The 14,458-nt window shown below is 63.4% G+C and carries 15 protein-coding genes and 2 pseudogenes; 2 read left to right on the top strand and 15 right to left on the bottom strand.

What is annotated here, in order from left to right; genetic code table 11:
- Positions 1–31: 31 nt before the first annotated feature.
- Positions 32–478: a VOC family protein gene (locus tag V4R08_RS12465; protein ID WP_335579639.1), complete on the bottom strand. Its 447-nt coding sequence runs from the start codon at positions 476–478 to the stop codon at positions 32–34.
- A 131-nt stretch (positions 479–609) separates the two neighbouring features.
- Between V4R08_RS12465 and V4R08_RS12460 the strand changes: the two genes are divergently transcribed.
- Complete coding sequence (locus tag V4R08_RS12460; protein WP_335579638.1) at positions 610–1,080, top strand: MarR family winged helix-turn-helix transcriptional regulator; 471 nt, start codon at positions 610–612, stop codon at positions 1,078–1,080.
- Positions 1,081–1,108: 28 nt separating this feature from the next.
- On the opposite strand, the gene V4R08_RS12455 is transcribed toward V4R08_RS12460, so the two are convergent.
- The 10 genes from V4R08_RS12455 to soxX form a co-directional block, all read right to left on the bottom strand.
- Positions 1,109–2,149 (bottom strand): MBL fold metallo-hydrolase, encoded by a 1,041-nt coding sequence (locus V4R08_RS12455; protein ID WP_335579637.1) that lies wholly within the window; start codon positions 2,147–2,149, stop codon positions 1,109–1,111.
- Between the two features lie 90 nt (positions 2,150–2,239).
- Positions 2,240–2,722, bottom strand: a complete 483-nt coding sequence (locus tag V4R08_RS12450; protein WP_335580271.1) for a GlcG/HbpS family heme-binding protein — start codon at positions 2,720–2,722, stop codon at positions 2,240–2,242.
- Between the two features lie 184 nt (positions 2,723–2,906).
- Complete coding sequence (locus tag V4R08_RS12445; protein ID WP_335579636.1) at positions 2,907–3,359, bottom strand: DsrE family protein; 453 nt, start codon at positions 3,357–3,359, stop codon at positions 2,907–2,909.
- Positions 3,360–3,367: 8 nt separating this feature from the next.
- Positions 3,368–3,799, bottom strand: a complete 432-nt coding sequence (locus V4R08_RS12440) for a DsrE family protein (protein WP_335579635.1) — start codon at positions 3,797–3,799, stop codon at positions 3,368–3,370.
- A gap of 26 nt (positions 3,800–3,825) precedes the next feature.
- Positions 3,826–5,568 (bottom strand): thiosulfohydrolase SoxB, encoded by a 1,743-nt coding sequence (gene soxB / locus V4R08_RS12435; protein WP_335579634.1) that lies wholly within the window; start codon positions 5,566–5,568, stop codon positions 3,826–3,828.
- A gap of 226 nt (positions 5,569–5,794) precedes the next feature.
- Positions 5,795–6,121, bottom strand: a complete 327-nt coding sequence (locus V4R08_RS12430; RefSeq protein ID WP_335579633.1) for a hypothetical protein — start codon at positions 6,119–6,121, stop codon at positions 5,795–5,797.
- Entirely contained in the window at positions 6,118–6,909 is a 792-nt protein-coding gene (soxA, locus tag V4R08_RS12425) for a sulfur oxidation c-type cytochrome SoxA (RefSeq protein ID WP_335580270.1), read from the bottom strand. The genes V4R08_RS12430 and soxA overlap by 4 nt, the downstream gene beginning before the upstream one ends.
- Before the next feature lie 98 nt (positions 6,910–7,007).
- Positions 7,008–7,319: a thiosulfate oxidation carrier complex protein SoxZ gene (gene soxZ / locus V4R08_RS12420; RefSeq protein ID WP_335579632.1), complete on the bottom strand. Its 312-nt coding sequence runs from the start codon at positions 7,317–7,319 to the stop codon at positions 7,008–7,010.
- A gap of 29 nt (positions 7,320–7,348) precedes the next feature.
- The gene (gene soxY / locus V4R08_RS12415) at positions 7,349–7,846 is read right to left on the bottom strand and encodes a thiosulfate oxidation carrier protein SoxY (protein WP_335579631.1); all 498 of its coding nucleotides are present in this window, start codon (positions 7,844–7,846) and stop codon (positions 7,349–7,351) included.
- Between the two features lie 25 nt (positions 7,847–7,871).
- Entirely contained in the window at positions 7,872–8,219 is a 348-nt protein-coding gene (gene soxX, locus V4R08_RS12410; RefSeq protein WP_442935686.1) for a sulfur oxidation c-type cytochrome SoxX, read from the bottom strand.
- Positions 8,220–8,389: 170 nt separating this feature from the next.
- On the opposite strand from soxX, the gene V4R08_RS12405 reads away from it, so the two are divergent.
- Positions 8,390–9,064 carry a DUF938 domain-containing protein gene (locus V4R08_RS12405; protein ID WP_335579630.1) on the top strand — a complete coding sequence of 225 codons (675 nt, stop codon included), beginning with the start codon at positions 8,390–8,392 and terminating at the stop codon, positions 9,062–9,064.
- A 261-nt stretch (positions 9,065–9,325) separates the two neighbouring features.
- On the opposite strand, the pseudogene V4R08_RS12400 reads toward V4R08_RS12405, so the two are convergent.
- The 4 genes and pseudogenes from V4R08_RS12400 to V4R08_RS12385 all read right to left on the bottom strand — a co-directional run.
- A pseudogene (locus V4R08_RS12400) lies at positions 9,326–9,616 on the bottom strand (amino acid ABC transporter substrate-binding protein); the annotation flags it as partial.
- Positions 9,615–10,346 (bottom strand): annotated as a pseudogene (locus V4R08_RS12395) (response regulator); the annotation flags it as partial. The pseudogenes V4R08_RS12400 and V4R08_RS12395, both read right to left, overlap by 2 nt.
- Position 10,347: 1 nt before the next feature.
- The gene (locus V4R08_RS12390; RefSeq protein ID WP_335579628.1) at positions 10,348–12,087 is read right to left on the bottom strand and encodes an ATP-binding response regulator; all 1,740 of its coding nucleotides are present in this window, start codon (positions 12,085–12,087) and stop codon (positions 10,348–10,350) included.
- The gene (locus V4R08_RS12385) at positions 12,087–14,213 is read right to left on the bottom strand and encodes a sensor histidine kinase (RefSeq protein WP_335579627.1); all 2,127 of its coding nucleotides are present in this window, start codon (positions 14,211–14,213) and stop codon (positions 12,087–12,089) included. Before V4R08_RS12385 ends, V4R08_RS12390 begins: the two co-directional genes overlap by 1 nt.
- Positions 14,214–14,458: the final 245 nt, after the last annotated feature.

Below are 14,458 nucleotides of genomic sequence, written 5' to 3'. Positions count from 1 at the left end.
GTTTTTCTATCGCCGTCGCCTGGGCAAGCGATCAGCCCTGTGGCGGCTTCCAGTCGGCCGATGGGACGACGTTGACCATCCAGGGGACACCGAACTTGTCAATCAGGGTACCGAAGCCCGGGGACCAGAAGGTTTCGCCGAACGGCATGCCTGCTTTGCCGCCTTCGGACAGTTGATCGAACCAGCGCCGGCCCTCGGCCATGTCATTGGTGTGCAGGGTGACGTCGAAACCGTTCTTGGGTTTGTCGATGTTGGATGCCCATCCGACATCCATATCGGCGCCCATCAGCGCCTGATCGCCGACGTCGAGCCAGCAGTGCATCAGCCAGGTCTTGTACTTCTCGTCGGTGATCGGCATGCCCGGCGGTGCATCGCCATAGGGTATGGCCGCCTTGATCGTCCCGCCGAGGACTTTGGCGTAGAACTCGAACGCCTCGCGGCACTGGCCCCGGAAGCTGAGGCTGGTCACGATCTTCATGGCTGTCTCCTTGTCTGACTGGGGTCTTGACTCGTCGGATCCTTGGGAGTGGTCGCCGGTGCTGATTGACGGCCTCTTATGTAAGTTGATATCAACGTAATGTGACCCTGGAATGGATGTCAACCTTCCCGATGCGTATGCGTTCCGATCCTGCTTTCGAAACCACGATTTTGGTGCGCGACACCTGCCTGTGCCTGCATGCACAGAGGGCAGCGCGAGCGATCGCACGCCGCTTCGATATCGCGTTGAAGCCGGCTGGCATCACCAGCGGGCAGTTCTCGCTACTCATGTCGCTCAACCGGCCGAAGCCACCGAACCTCAGTAGCGTGGCAGCGCTGCTGGCCATGGACAGGACGACCCTGACTGCCAATCTCAAACCGCTGGAGCGCCGCCGCCTCATTGAGACGGCGGCCGATCCAACGGACAAGCGCGCTCGATTGCTGCGGCTGACGCCGGTTGGCCGGGTGGTTCTGGCCGAGGCGGTGCCGATCTGGCGGCATCTTCATGCGGAGATCGAAAAGGAGCTGTCAGACCCGGATCATCTGCGCTTCGAACTCAACATTCTCTCGAAATCCGACGATCGCAACGGTGTCGCCGGGTAAAGCCGGGACGGCATTGCAGCGCGCCCTTTCAGCCTGCGACCACCGGTCCGCCGGCCTTCCTCCAGGCATCGATTCCGCCCTCGATATGCGCCGCGTTGGTCAGGCCAGCCTCCTTTGCCGCGGTAACGGCCATGGCCGAGCGCTCTCCGAAGGCGCAGAAGAATACGATGCGGCGCCCGGTCGCCGCGGCCACCTCGCGCAGCATGCCGCCGGGTTTCAGATTGTCGACGATGTCGGGATAGGGCGAATGCAGCGCGCCGGCCAGCGTGCCATACTTGGCGCGTTCGTGGGCTTCGCGGAGATCAACCAGCAGGATGTCGGGCTGGCCGAGCCGGGTGATCGCCTCGCGCGGCGTCAGCGCCAGACCCTGCTTGGCCAGATCGTCCTGCCTGAGGCCGACATGCATGTTGGCGGGGATCACCACGTCCATCAGCTTCGGGTTCGGCAGTTTCAGATTGTTCATCACTTCGATGTATTCATCCACCGAGCGCACCTGAAGCCGCGGGTTGTAGCGCCTCTCCTCGCCGATGGTGGAGACCGTGTCGCCCTTGTAGTCGTGCGCGGGAAACACCATGGTCTCGTCAGGCAGCCTCAAGAGCCGGTTGAAGATCGAATCGTACTGCGCCCGCGCGCTGCCGTTCTGGAAATCGGTGCGGCCGGTGCCCCGGATCAAGAGCGTGTCGCCGGTGAAGACGCGATCGCCCATCAGGTAACTGTAGGAATCGTCGGTGTGGCCCGGTGTGTACATCACGTCGAGGCCGATGCCCTCGATCTTGAGCGTGTCGCCGTCGCTGACGCGCATCGAGACCACGTCGGCCTTGGTCTGCTCGCCCATCACGGTGACGCAATGGGTGCGGTCGCGCAGTTCGCCGAGCCCGGTGACGTGATCGGCATGAAGATGCGTATCGACGGCCTTCACCAGCTTGAGGTCGAGTTCGCGCAACAACTGGCAGTAACGGTCGACCTTCTCCAGCACCGGATCGAGGATCAGCGCCTCGCCGCCAGCGCGGCTTGCCATCAGGTAGCTGTAGGTTCCGGAGACGCTGTCGAACAGCTGGCGAAAGATCATGATCGTGCAACTCTGCTTCGCGGCGCAAACATTCTTTACCCGCTCGGTATCGTAGCAGATTTATGCTGTCTGCGCGCGATTGCAACGAGGTCAGAAATCCAGCTTGTCGCGGATCGCGGCGAGCCCTGCTCTGGCGCAGGCCTCGTCTTTGTCGCCGCCCGGTGCGCCGGAGACGCCGATGCCGCCCACAAGCGTCCCGCCGGTTTCGATCACCAGCGCGCCGGCCAGCATTGCGATGCGCGGCATACGCGCCAGGCTGGCGTCGAGCCGGCCGTCGCTCACCATTTTGGCCAGTTCGGAGGTGTCGCGGCGAAAGCTCAGCGCCGTATAGGCCTTGGCGGTGGCGATGTCGGCCGCGGGCAAGCCGGCATAACGGTCGCGCAGCAGCACCTGCGGCTGGCCGAAGCGGTCGACCACGGCCACGGCAACCTGATATCCGTTGTCGCGGCATGTCTTCAGCGCGGCCTGCGCGGCCTCCAGCGCGACGTCCGGGGTCAGTGACTTGTAAGTGACAAGCGCATCGTCGCCGGCACGGGCGGAGAAAGGAGAAAGAACAACACCTGCGAACACCATCGCAGCGGCAACCCTGATGGCGAGTCGTCCCTGCGCACGCAGGGACCCGTCGGTCTTTCTGTGTGTAGGAGGATGTGCCAGCCGCACTGCCAAACCGAAGTTCCTCACCGTATGGGTCCCCGCTTTCGCGGGGACGACATCAGGTCAGGCTGGAAAGCGCCGCCGCATGCTTTTGCGATGCATTTCACGGCCGCACATAACTCCAGCCCTGTTCCTGCAACTCCATCAGCCGCACCACGCCCAGGGGCACGACCGTCGTTCCGGGCAACATCTGGAGCGGATGGCCTTCCTTCTTCTCCATGTCCCGCTTGGTGTTGTTGCAGGCCGAGAACTGGATCTTGCTGGGGGATGCGCTCTCCCGGATACGCTTGATGCGCTCCTTCACCGGCGAGGTGTCTTCGCGCAGCATGTGGAGGCCCGGTCCGCATGCCATGATCTCGACGACCACCGTCTGGTTCATGCCGCGATAGTACCCGATCACGTCGGTGGCGTTGGTCAGCGCGAAGTCCATGGTATTCCGATCGTTCTGGTCGACCTGGATCACAAGGCGATGCTTCGGCTCGGCGGCGGAACCATTCGAGGTGAACGCGAGCAACAGGCCCGCGGCGGCGACGAGATGACGGAGAAATCGGTGCATAAAAGCTCCTATGGTCTGACCAGAGTGTAACCGTTTTCCGTGAGTGACAGGATTTGTCCGACGCCGACCTGAACCGGCGTCGCGGACGGGATGATGGCCGGCCGCTTGCCGGTCTCGCGCTTGATGGTGTCGAGCGTATTGACGCAGACGTCGAACCTGACGCCCTGCGCGATCAGGCTCTCGACGCGGGTGCGGCTGGCGTTCTCCGTCCGCAGCAGATCGATGCCCGGGCCGAAGGCGACCACCTCGATGGCGATCCTGTCGGGACCGTAGGCCTTGATCAGGTTGTTGGCGACGCTGAGGACGAGGCTCTGTTTTTTCGGATCCTCATCGGACAATTGCAGGACGACGCGATGCTCGGCGAAGGGTTTGTCGGGCAGCGGAGCAGGCTGGGCCCGCAGCGTGAGCGGCAGCAGCGTCAGCGTGACCGCCGCTGCCATCGCGCCTCTTCGTGTCAGCCTGTCGGTCATCCGGCCAAGCCCGGATTGCCGTCGACGCCTTTCAGCGTCACGCTGTCGCGACGGACCTCGCTCGTGATGCCGGCGCGCAGATGCCCGGCGAAGACATCCCAGACCGGCGCGCCCTTCTGTTCGTTGACCGAGGCCCAGCCGGCGACTTTATAGCTCTTGCCGGCCTCGAGCGGGCGACCATCGTTCAGCGTCAGGTCGGAGATACGATGGCCCACGCTCTCCGTGGGCGCGCAAGTATAGGACAGGCCGCCGGTGCGGACCATGTCGCCGCCCTGCTGATAGTAGGGATCCGGGTTGAAGAGATTGTCGCAAACGTCTTCCAGAATATCCTTGATCTGGCCGCCGGTCATGCTCTGGACGTAGGTCTCGGGATAGGTGCAGGCGGTTTCCGCGAGCACATCGTCCATCGTCACGGACTGTCCGGGTAGCACGCTGGTGCCCCAGCGGAAGCCCGGCGACAGCGCGATCTCCGCATCGAATGCCCCGCGCAGCGCGTCGCAGATCAGCATGTCCATGGTGCCGTTGAAATTGCCGCGACGATAGAGCAGACGATCCGTGGTCGCGATCTTCCGGGCATAGGCCGCCGCATAGGGCGCGCGCATCGTCTCGATCAGAGCCTCCATTGCAGGATCTGGCTTGAGCAGCTCGGAGAACACCGGCAACAGATGATAGCGTACGTCGCGCACCTTGCCTTTGGCAAGCTCGAGGTCGAGCACGCCGATGAATTTTCCGTTCGAGCCGGCATTGGTGACGAGCGTCTTGCCGCCGGCATTGCTGACAGCGACCGGCTGCGGCACGGCGTCGTGGGTATGGCCGCCGAGGATGACGTCGATGCCGCTGACGCAGCTTGCGAGCTTGAGATCGACATCCATGCCGTTGTGCGACAGCAGAACGACCGCATCGACCCTGTCGGCATCGCGCAGCGACCGGACCAGCTTCTGCAATTCCTCGTCGCGAATGCCGAAGGTCCAGTCCGGCGTGAAGCGTTTCGGATGCGCGATCGGCACATAGGGAAACGCCTGACCTATCACGGCGACGCGATAGCCGCCGAGTTGCTTGATTGTCGCCGGCTTGAATACGCGGCCCGAGGCGGCATCGAACGCCGGCGCGTCGTTGAACGCGGCTTCCTCGGTGAGAAAAACATTCTGCGCCAGAAATTCGCCGTTGAAGCGGGACAGGTTGTCGCGCAGCGTTTTTTCGCCGTAGGTGAATTCCCAATGGCCGGTCATTGCTTCGATGCCGAGCAGGTTGGCGGCGTCCACCATGTCGGCGCCGCGCGTGACGTTGGCGAGCCCGGAGCCCTGCCAGAGATCGCCGCCGTCGAGCAGCAGCGAATTGTTGGGCCCGGCCTCGCCGCGCAGCCGGTCGATCAGCGTCTTGAGGTGGGCGAAGCCGCCGAGCCTGCCGAAACGCGCGGCCGATTTCTCGAAATCAAGGCAGGTGAAGGCATAGGCGTCGGCGCTGCCTGGCCTGATCCGGAAGCGATCGAGGAAGGCGCGGCCGACCAGGTGCGGCGGCTGCCCCTGCATCGCGCCAACGCCCAGATTGACGCTAGGCTCGCGGAAGAACACCGGCAGCAACTGCGCGTGGGTGTCGGTGATGTGCAGGATACGGGCGTTGCCGAAGCCGGCGAGGTCATACGCCGCGAGATCGCTGGCCGCGCGGGTGATGCGCGGCAGCGCGCCGGAAAGACCAGCAGCGCCGGCGGCTTTCAGCAGATCACGGCGGCGGAGGGGCATGTGATGCTTTCGGATATATGAAACGCGTTCGTCTCGGCAAAACGTCATTCCCGCGCAAAAGCGCGAAGCGCGTCTTCGCACAGACGTCGCGGACATCCACCTCTTAAACACCTCTTGAAGAGAACGGTATGGACGGCCGGGACATAGGCCAACGAAGCGACGCCATTGTTCGAACGGCTATGCCCGGCCATGATGAAATGAAGCGGCGAGAGACGAGATTCGGTGGTCAGCGGATCTCCATCTTCCTCCAGGCGTCCTTTTGCTCGTTGAACTGGAAGATCGCAGCCTTCGACAGCGTTTCGGATGTCTTCGATTGCTCGACCGCCTTGTCGAAATCGCCCGCTTCGGCAGCGGCCTTGGCATTCTTCAGCGCCTTGACCGCCGTGGTCCACTGGTTGCGCAGCTTGCCGGCTTCGGTGTTGGCCGCTTCGGCCGCGGCATAGGCTGCCTTGTAGTCGGCTTCGGTGCTTGCCGCCCGGACGGCTGTCGCGGCGGCGGCCAGCGCCATCGAAAATGCCACGAGAGCGGAGAGACGCATCATGCCGTTGCTCATGGCCGTGCTCCCGGGCCTGAAATCGGCAGACCGTTGCTGACATAGGACAGATAGTATTCGAGGTCGCGGTATTCGTCGTCCTGCGGCGTCAGCGGCACCGCGCGAACCTGGCTGTTGCACGAGGTGAAACGGCGGCTGGTCGTGCCCATGCCGCCCCATGCGGAGCGGTAGATCGGCATCGCGTTGAGAATGCCGAGCGCGGGCGCGAGAACCTCGGCCCGGATATGGTCGCCCGGTATCTGCACGTGGCAGGACGCGCAGGAGAAATTGAGCTGGCCGCGCCGCGTATAGAAGTAGCGCTTGCCGTTTTCAAAGGCCGCGAGCGCTCGCGGATCTTTCGGAATCTTGATGTTGAAAGGCTTGCCGCGCGAGGTGAAGGCCATATAGGCCGTCACCGACGCCATCTCGTCCTTGGTGTAGGAGAAGGGCTTTTCGCCGTTGTTCTCGAGACACTGGTTCACAGCGAGTTCGAGCGTGACGACCTTGCCCTGCTTCTCGTCGAAGGTGGGATAATTCTGGCGAATGCCGATGCCCTTATTGGGGAAACAGTCCGCGAAGGTCTTGCCGTTCTTGAACGGCTTGTTGAACAGTTCCTTGCCGGCGGCGAGCGCGAATTCGTAAGGGGGAAACTCCTCCTTCTCCCTCCACTGCTTGTACAGGCCTTCGTCCATCGAATACGGCCCGTTGACGAAATCCTTCAGCTTCAGCTTGGGAAACTTGTCGGTGAAGTATTTCTGGAATGCCTTGAGGTCGGCCTTCGGATTCGGGCTGTCGGCGGCATGAGACATCCGCGCTCCGGCGAATGTCAGCGTCGCCAGCACCAATCCCGTTGCCGCCGTGCGGAAGGTCAATCGCATGTCTGTTCTCCGCCCGCCGCACGCCGCCATTACTGAATCTTTGCCGTGGAGCTGTCGGTGGCGCCCTTGTTGTCGACCCAACTGATCTTGAGGTCGCCGCCCTTCTTGCCGCCCTTGAAGCTGAATTTCACATACGGATCCTTCGAGACCGCCGGTCCCCAGTCGGCGATGAAAACCGGCTTGCCTCCGTATTCGAAGGTCAGTTGCTGAATGAAGTGCGGTGGGATCAGCTCGCCAGCGGAATTCTTGACGAAGCCAGAATCCATCGGATGCTGAATCAGCGCCTGGACCTCGGTCGTATCGCCACTCGACGTTGCACGGATGCGGATTGTCGATGCCATGACTGTCTTCCTTAAACCTTTCGCCTCCACTAGCCGCCGCAGCCGCCGATGGTGACCTTGACTTCCTTGCTGGCGCTATAGAGCTTGCCGCCGGCTTCCACGACCGCAATGACGTTGCTCGTCTTCGCCATCTTCAGGCGGTTGGCTACGCTCGGCATCGTCCCGGCCGGGATGCGGTACGACGCGGCCAGCGCGTTCGGATTTTCCGCCACCAGGATCGAGATCGAGGTCACGTCGGGCAGGCTCGTGGTGATGGAGATAGGGACGACCGCGCCGTTCTCGGCGATCGCCGGCGCATCCATGCTGACTTTATCGGATTTCTCCGCGGCCCTGCCGTAGAGCGCCTGGATCGCGCCGTCGGCTCCCTTTACCTTGAAAGCGGCGTCGGGATATTTGTCGTTGGCGGCGGCAAGCGCAGGCACAAGCCCGAAGCGGATGCCGGCAAGGCCTGCCAGCGCAACGACCGCCGCACCTTTCAGGACTTGCCGCCGCGCCTCATCAACGCTGCCGGGTAATGGATGGATCATTCGGGTCTCCTTGGGCGCGGCAGGGTCACAGCGTTTGCAGGAAGTCGACGACCGCGTCGATTTCCTTGTCAGTGAGAATGTGGTTTCGTCCGAACGGCGGCATCACCGTGAGAGGATTTCGCTTGGTCTCGTCGGTGACGATCGCGACGAGGTCGGCGCGGTTCGGATATTTTTTCTTGATATCGGTGAGGGCCGGCCCGACGTTCCCGGCCAGGTCGCCGCCCTTGATCTCGTGACAGGTCAGGCAATTGCCCTTGCTGCGATCGAGCGCGAGCTTCTGCCCTTCGTCGGCGGCGGACTGCGCGCGCGCAGGACAAGACGTGACGGCGACGGCAAGCAGCAGGGAGGCCGCCAGCGCCGGCAGCGCCGGCAGCGAGACGGACTTCGTCAAAGGGATTATCGTCAAAGGCGTTTCCTGCGGTGCTCTATTGATTGCATCGTTATCCGGCGGCCGCGTCGTTGCGCGGGGTAAGGGCTTTGCCTTCCGCCGTGACCTTAATTTTCACATCCCCGGCCTTTGCACAAGCGCTCATGCATGGCAGAATGACCACTATCGCATTCGGCAAGGATGGACGGCACGTGGGATCCGGTGACCGTCTCGACGCCGCTGCGTTTCATCGCAACCATGCCGCGATCTGGGCGGTGCTCGAAGAATTCCTGCGCGGCAAGACCGGCGACGTGGTCGAGGCCGGCAGCGGCACCGGGCAGCACGTCGTTTTCTTCGCGCGGCACTCGCCCGCCATCACCTGGTGGCCGAGCGATCTTAACGACAATCACCTCCGCAGCATTGCGGCGTGGACCGCTCACGACAATCTCGCCAACGTCCGCCCGCCGCTGCGGATCGACCTGTCGAATCCGCAGCGGTGGGCGGAGATGAGCGACAGTCGCGGACCCGGCGCGCTGCTCGCGGTGTTCTGCGCCAATGTGATTCATATCGCGCCGTGGCGCGTCGCCGAGGGCCTGATCGCGGGCGCGGCACACTGTCTGCGTCCTGACGGGCGGCTGTTTCTCTACGGACCGTTCAAGCGCGGCGGCCGGCACACCGCGCCGAGCAACGCGGCGTTCGACGCCAGCCTGCGCAACAACGATCCCGAGTGGGGCGTGCGCGATGTCGACGAGGTGGCGGTGCTGGCGCAGCGCAACGGTTTGGAGCTTGCGGAGATTATCGACATGCCGGCCAACAATCTGATCCTGACGTTTGAACGACATGCAGGATGACGATTGCTCGCGCTGTTGTCCCTGCGGAAGCACCCGCGTCGGTCAGCACCTTGTGTTCCTGTGGTGACGGGCGGACGCGTCTATAGCCTTTTCGAGCGAAGCATGTCCTCGGGCTTGACCCGAGGATGGATACGCGGGTCAAGCCGCCTATGAAACCGTACTCTTTGCGCGTTGCTCAGCTCGCTATGGCCGGTCGAGCGATCCCGTCAGGCGGCATCCCCAAATCATGCCCCTCAACCCGGCCCTCTCCGGCAGGACAAATTACCGCAACGGCGGGGCATACATGATGCCGCCGGCGTTCCAGAGCTGGTTGAGGCCGCGCGGAATCTTCAGCCTCGAGTCGGCGCCGATATTACGGTCGTAGACCTCGCCGTAATTGCCGACGTGGCGAATGATGCGCGCCGCCCAGTCCTTACTCAGCCCGAGAGCCTCGCCGTATTTGCCCTCGGTGCCGACCAGCCGCATCACGTCGGGCTTCTTGGACTTCATCGCCTCGTCGATGTTCTTCGAGGTGACGCCGAGTTCCTCGGCGTTGATCATCGCGTAGAGCGTCGCCGGAGGGTGAAAACAGATAGCCGCCGCCCCGGATGGTCCGGATCACCGCCGGCCTCGCGGGGTCGGGCTCGATCTTGCGCCGAATCCGCATGATTCGCAGATCGATCGCGCGATCGAAGGCTTCGCTGTCGCGGGCATTGGCCAATTCCAGCAGCCGCTCGCGCGACAGAACCCGCTTCGGGTTGGCGGCGAAGACTTTCAACAGGCCGAATTCCGACGCCGTGAGCGGATGCTCGTTGCCTTCATCGTCACGCAAGGCCTGGGCGTCGAGATCGAGCCATTTGACGCCGAAGCGGACGAACTGCCCGGCCGCGGGTTTGGCGACTGCGGCGTTCGACGGCGCGGCCTCCGTCTTCGGCGCACTCCGCCGCAGGACCGAGCGGATGCGCGCCATCAGTTCGCGCAACTCACAGGGTTTTGCCACGTAGTCGTCGGCGCCGAGTTCGAGGCCGACCACGCGATCGATCGGGCTGGCCGTCGCAGTCAGCATGATCACCGGTACGTTGGTGCGGCTCTTGAGGTCGCGAATGATCGAAAGGCCGTCCTCCTCCGGCATGTTCAGATCGAGCACGACGAGATCGGGCGTGGCAGTGCCGATGGCCTCGCGCAGGCTCTTGCCGCCCTCGCACAGCGTAATGGTAAAGCCGTGCATCTTGAGATAGTCGCCGACCATTTCGCGAGCGGGAGCCTCGTCGTCGACGACAATGATATGCGGGTTCCGGCTCATGTCAGACCATCGCGGGCAGGATGATGGTGAAGGTCGATCCCTGTCCGGGGCCGCTGCTGTCGGCGCTGATCTGGCCGTCATGCATGTCGACGATCCGTTTCACGATCGACAGACCGAGGCCGGTGGAGCTTTCGCCGGCGGTGGGTTTTGCGGACAGCCGCTGGAAGCGGACGAACAGCCGTCCCAGGTCCTCCGGCGACAGGCCGGCGCCCTCATCGGTGATACGGATGATGGTGGTGTCCGCGTCGTGGTCGACCAGCAGCGTGATCCTGCCGCCGACCGGGCTGTACTTGATGGCGTTGCTGACGAGATTGTCGATCGCCTCGCGCATCCGGTCCTGGTCGCACATCGTGATGCGTCCGGTGGGCGCCGAGACGGCGAGGGTCTGCTGCTTGTTGACCGCGGACGGCTGGTTGGCTTCGGAAACCTCGGCGACCAGCGCCGCGACATCGACCGGCTCGCGCCGGATGGTGATGTCGAAGGCGTCGGCCATGGCGTCGGAAATCAGATGATCGACCATCGTAATCAGACGCTTGGTGGCGTCGCGAATATGATCGACCTGCGAGGTGACGGTGTCCCTGGGCGAGCTCGCGCCGATAAGTTCGGCAAGAATTTCGGTGCGGCCCAGGATGACGCCAAGGGGATTTTTCAGGTCGTGCGCAACGGTGCCGAGAATCTCGTTCTTGAATCCGTTGGCCCGCTGCAGCCGCAGCCATTGCGTGGAAAGCCTGCGATTGGCTTGCATCAACGCGCGGGTGCGCTGCGCGACCCGGTCTTCAAGCCGCGTGTTGGCGTTCTGCAATTGCTGGTAGAGGATCACATTGTCGAACGCGATCGACAGCCGGCTGCCGAAGATTTCGACCAGCGACCGATCGGTATCCGACAGATCGCACTCAGCCTGCAGCAGCACGACGACCTCGCGGCCGCTGCCGGTGCGGATATAGAGCACGGAGCGGTGATCGACGAATTCGTGCTTGCGCCGCCTGAAGGCGGCTTCGACCGTCTGTTTGAGCTCGGAATCGAGCGATGCCTGCCCCGCGACGCCGATGAAGCGGCTGTAGCAGCCGGATCCCGCCAGCACCGAAAAGTCGTCGTCGACCGCGCCGCCGTCGCGCAGCACCAGAATGCCGGCGCAATCGACGTTCAAGAGCGAGGCAATCTGCGTCAGGACGCCTTCGGCGAGACGCTGCATCGACTTGAAATCGTAGAGCGTCGAGGCGGCCTCGATGACGATCTCAAGGCCGCGGCGGGTCTGCACCATGCGCTCGAGCTGCTGATAGCTGCGCAGCGCCGCGGTCAGCGAGGTGAACAGCTTGTCGGCGGTGAGTTCGGTTTTCGCCTTGTAGTCGTTGATGTCGTGGTCGACGATGACGCGGCGCTCCGGCGCCTGTCCGGGCTGTCCGGTACGTAGGATGATGCGTACGGTTTCGTTCTTGAGTTCGTTCCGGATGAACTCGACGAGGTCGAGGCCGGCGGCATCGGTCTCCATGATAACGTCGAGCAGTACCGCCGCGATGTCGGGATGCGCGCGCATCAGTTCCTGACCCTCGGCGGCGGAATAGGCCGACAGGATGTCCAGGGTCTGGCCGTTGAGGCTGTAGTCGCTCAACGCGAACCGCGTGCCATCGTGCACGGCCCGATCGTCGTCGATCACGGCGATCTTCCATTTGCGCGTCGAAGCGTCCGGACGATCGACTTCGGAATCGTCGATCAGGTGGAGGACGTCATCCTGGTCGGCCATTACGTGGTCCCGCTGTCTGTTTCACCCCTGCCCGCGCCGCCGGCGACGGCTCGCGGCATGATAATGCGAAAAATCGTGCCTTGTCCCGGCTCTGACTCCACCATCATCCGGCCGCCAAGCTGCTGGGTGACGAGATTGTAGACGATATGAAGACCAAGGCCGGTGCCACCCTCGTTGCGGCGCGTGGTGAAGAAGGGATCGAACGCTTGCCGCTGGACGTCCGACGTCATGCCGACGCCATTGTCGGCAAAAATGATCTCGATGTCACCATTGGCGCGCGGTTTCGCCGTGATGGAAATCGTGCCGGACCGTTCGTCCGGAAACGCGTGATTGGCGGCGTTGAGAAAGAGGTTGGTCAAAATCTGCCCGTATGAGCCGGGAAAACCGTCGATAATCAGACCTTCCGGGACGTCGACGGCGATGCTGATCGGAGACCGCTTGAGCACCGGGCGCAGGCTCCTGACGATCTGGTCGGTGGATTCGCTCAAATTGAACTGGCGGCGTTCGGCATGGGACCGGTCCACGGCGACCTGCTTGAAGGACTCGATCAGCTCGCCCGCGCGGTGCAGGTTTGCCACCAGTTGCTGGGCGGCATCGCGGCAGGTCCGCACGAACTCCTCGAGCTGCGACCGCCTCAGCGGCACGGCGGATCGCAACTCGGCGTCGAACGTGTCGGCGCGTCGCGCGAAACTCGATGCAACCGTCAGGCTGATTCCGATCGGGTTGTTCACCTCGTGCGCCACGCCTGCGACCAGCCCGCCAAGCGCGGCAAGCCGCTCGGCATCGATCAGGTTCCGCTGCGCGGCGCTCAATTCCAGCAGGGCGCTCTCGGCCCGTTCCTTCGATGCCCGCAATTCGTCCTCGGCATCGCGCTTGGCGATGGCGTTCTTGCGGAACACCTCGACGGCGCGCGCCATGGCGCCGATTTCGTCCCGCGCGTCGGTGCCGGCGACCTTGCGATCGTAGTCGCCGGACATGATCGCGCGCATCGACGTAATGATCTGCCGCAAAGGCAGACGGATGCTGAGCGCGATGACGACGCCCGCGACGACGATGATGGCGAGGAAGGTCGCGGCGATCCACAGCATCTTGCGGGAGATGTCCGCGAGCGTATGGTCGAACGTCATTTGCGCGCTCTGCTCGCGCTGTCGCATCTTGACCGACAGGCCGTCGATCGCGCCGATGGTCTCCGCCTGGCTGGCGTCGATGGAATTGCGCAGCAGGTCCGTCCGCTTGGCGAGCAGTTCGGCGAGCTTGCCAATGCCGTCGTGCAGCGCGGATGTCCGGGTTTTGAGCCGCTGCAGCGCGCCGCGCTGAAGGTCGTTGTCCGAAAAATCGATCATCGCCGGAATGGTGCGCTCGATCGCATCGGCACTCTTGCGGACCTCGTCCGCGCTGGTCGATGCCGGCGCCAGATAGTAGGCGTTCGCGGCCACCAGCATCGCTGTGAAGGTCTCGCGGGATTTCCCGAGTGTCGGCCAGATCCGGGCGTCGCGGCGGCCGGTCGCGCCCTCGATGGTCGAGTAGAGTCCCGCCATGTCCTTGGCGGGCGCCAGGATCTGGTCCTCGTAGGTTTTGGTAATCGTCGTCTGTAATGCGCGCAGTTCCCCGAAGCCGCTGAGGAAACGTTCGGTGGCGCGTTCCAGCTCCTTGACCGAGCCCGACAGCATCGGGTCGGTCGAGGCGCGCGTGCTCAAGGTGCCGAGGACGGCCTCGCGCAACAGCAGGATTTCCGCAAACAGATCGGGACTGGGCTGGTTGATGTAGCGGTGGATCAGATTTTGCAGCCGACCGGTCTCGCTCTCGAGAACCGCGAGGATCTTGTCGGATTTCCTAACCTGACGCACGTCGTCCCACGCGGATCCCAGGGTCTTGGCGCCGCTCCATATCAACAGCGCCAGCACCAGCACCACCGCAGAATTCAACGCCGCGATCGAGAGAATGCGCCACCGGATCGGAATCGCACGAACCAGGCCCACGATGCCCGAGCGCCCCTGCGCCGCCAGACCGTCCTGCTCCTGCTGCGCCGCACCTGTGCCGCTCCGGGGCTCGGCTGAAACCAAGTCACTGACCTTGCGGATTCGTGCGATGTCGCCTGTCGTCTGCAATCCGCACTGTGCCTTCATCGAGTCGTGCCTTCATAACTCCGGCGACAGCGGCTTGCCCGAAAACGACTGCCAGACGACGACTTTAGCGCCCCCAGGCTTGGTCTGTCGATGCGAGCCGGCCCGTCCGGAAAGCCACGACATAACGGCGCGTTGGGACCCCGCAATGGGACATCGACGCTCGTCCCCTTTGAGGAAGTCATCAATCCGGAGAAAAGGTTCAACGCGGTGGAATCCCGGCATGGCCGCTTGATAACGGCCGCTTG

Source organism: Nitrobacter sp. NHB1 (genome assembly GCF_036964665.1).
Classification (GTDB): Bacteria; Pseudomonadota; Alphaproteobacteria; order Rhizobiales; family Xanthobacteraceae; genus Nitrobacter.
Note: the sequence above shows the minus strand (reverse complement) of the source record. Positions and strands in the feature narration are given on the sequence as shown.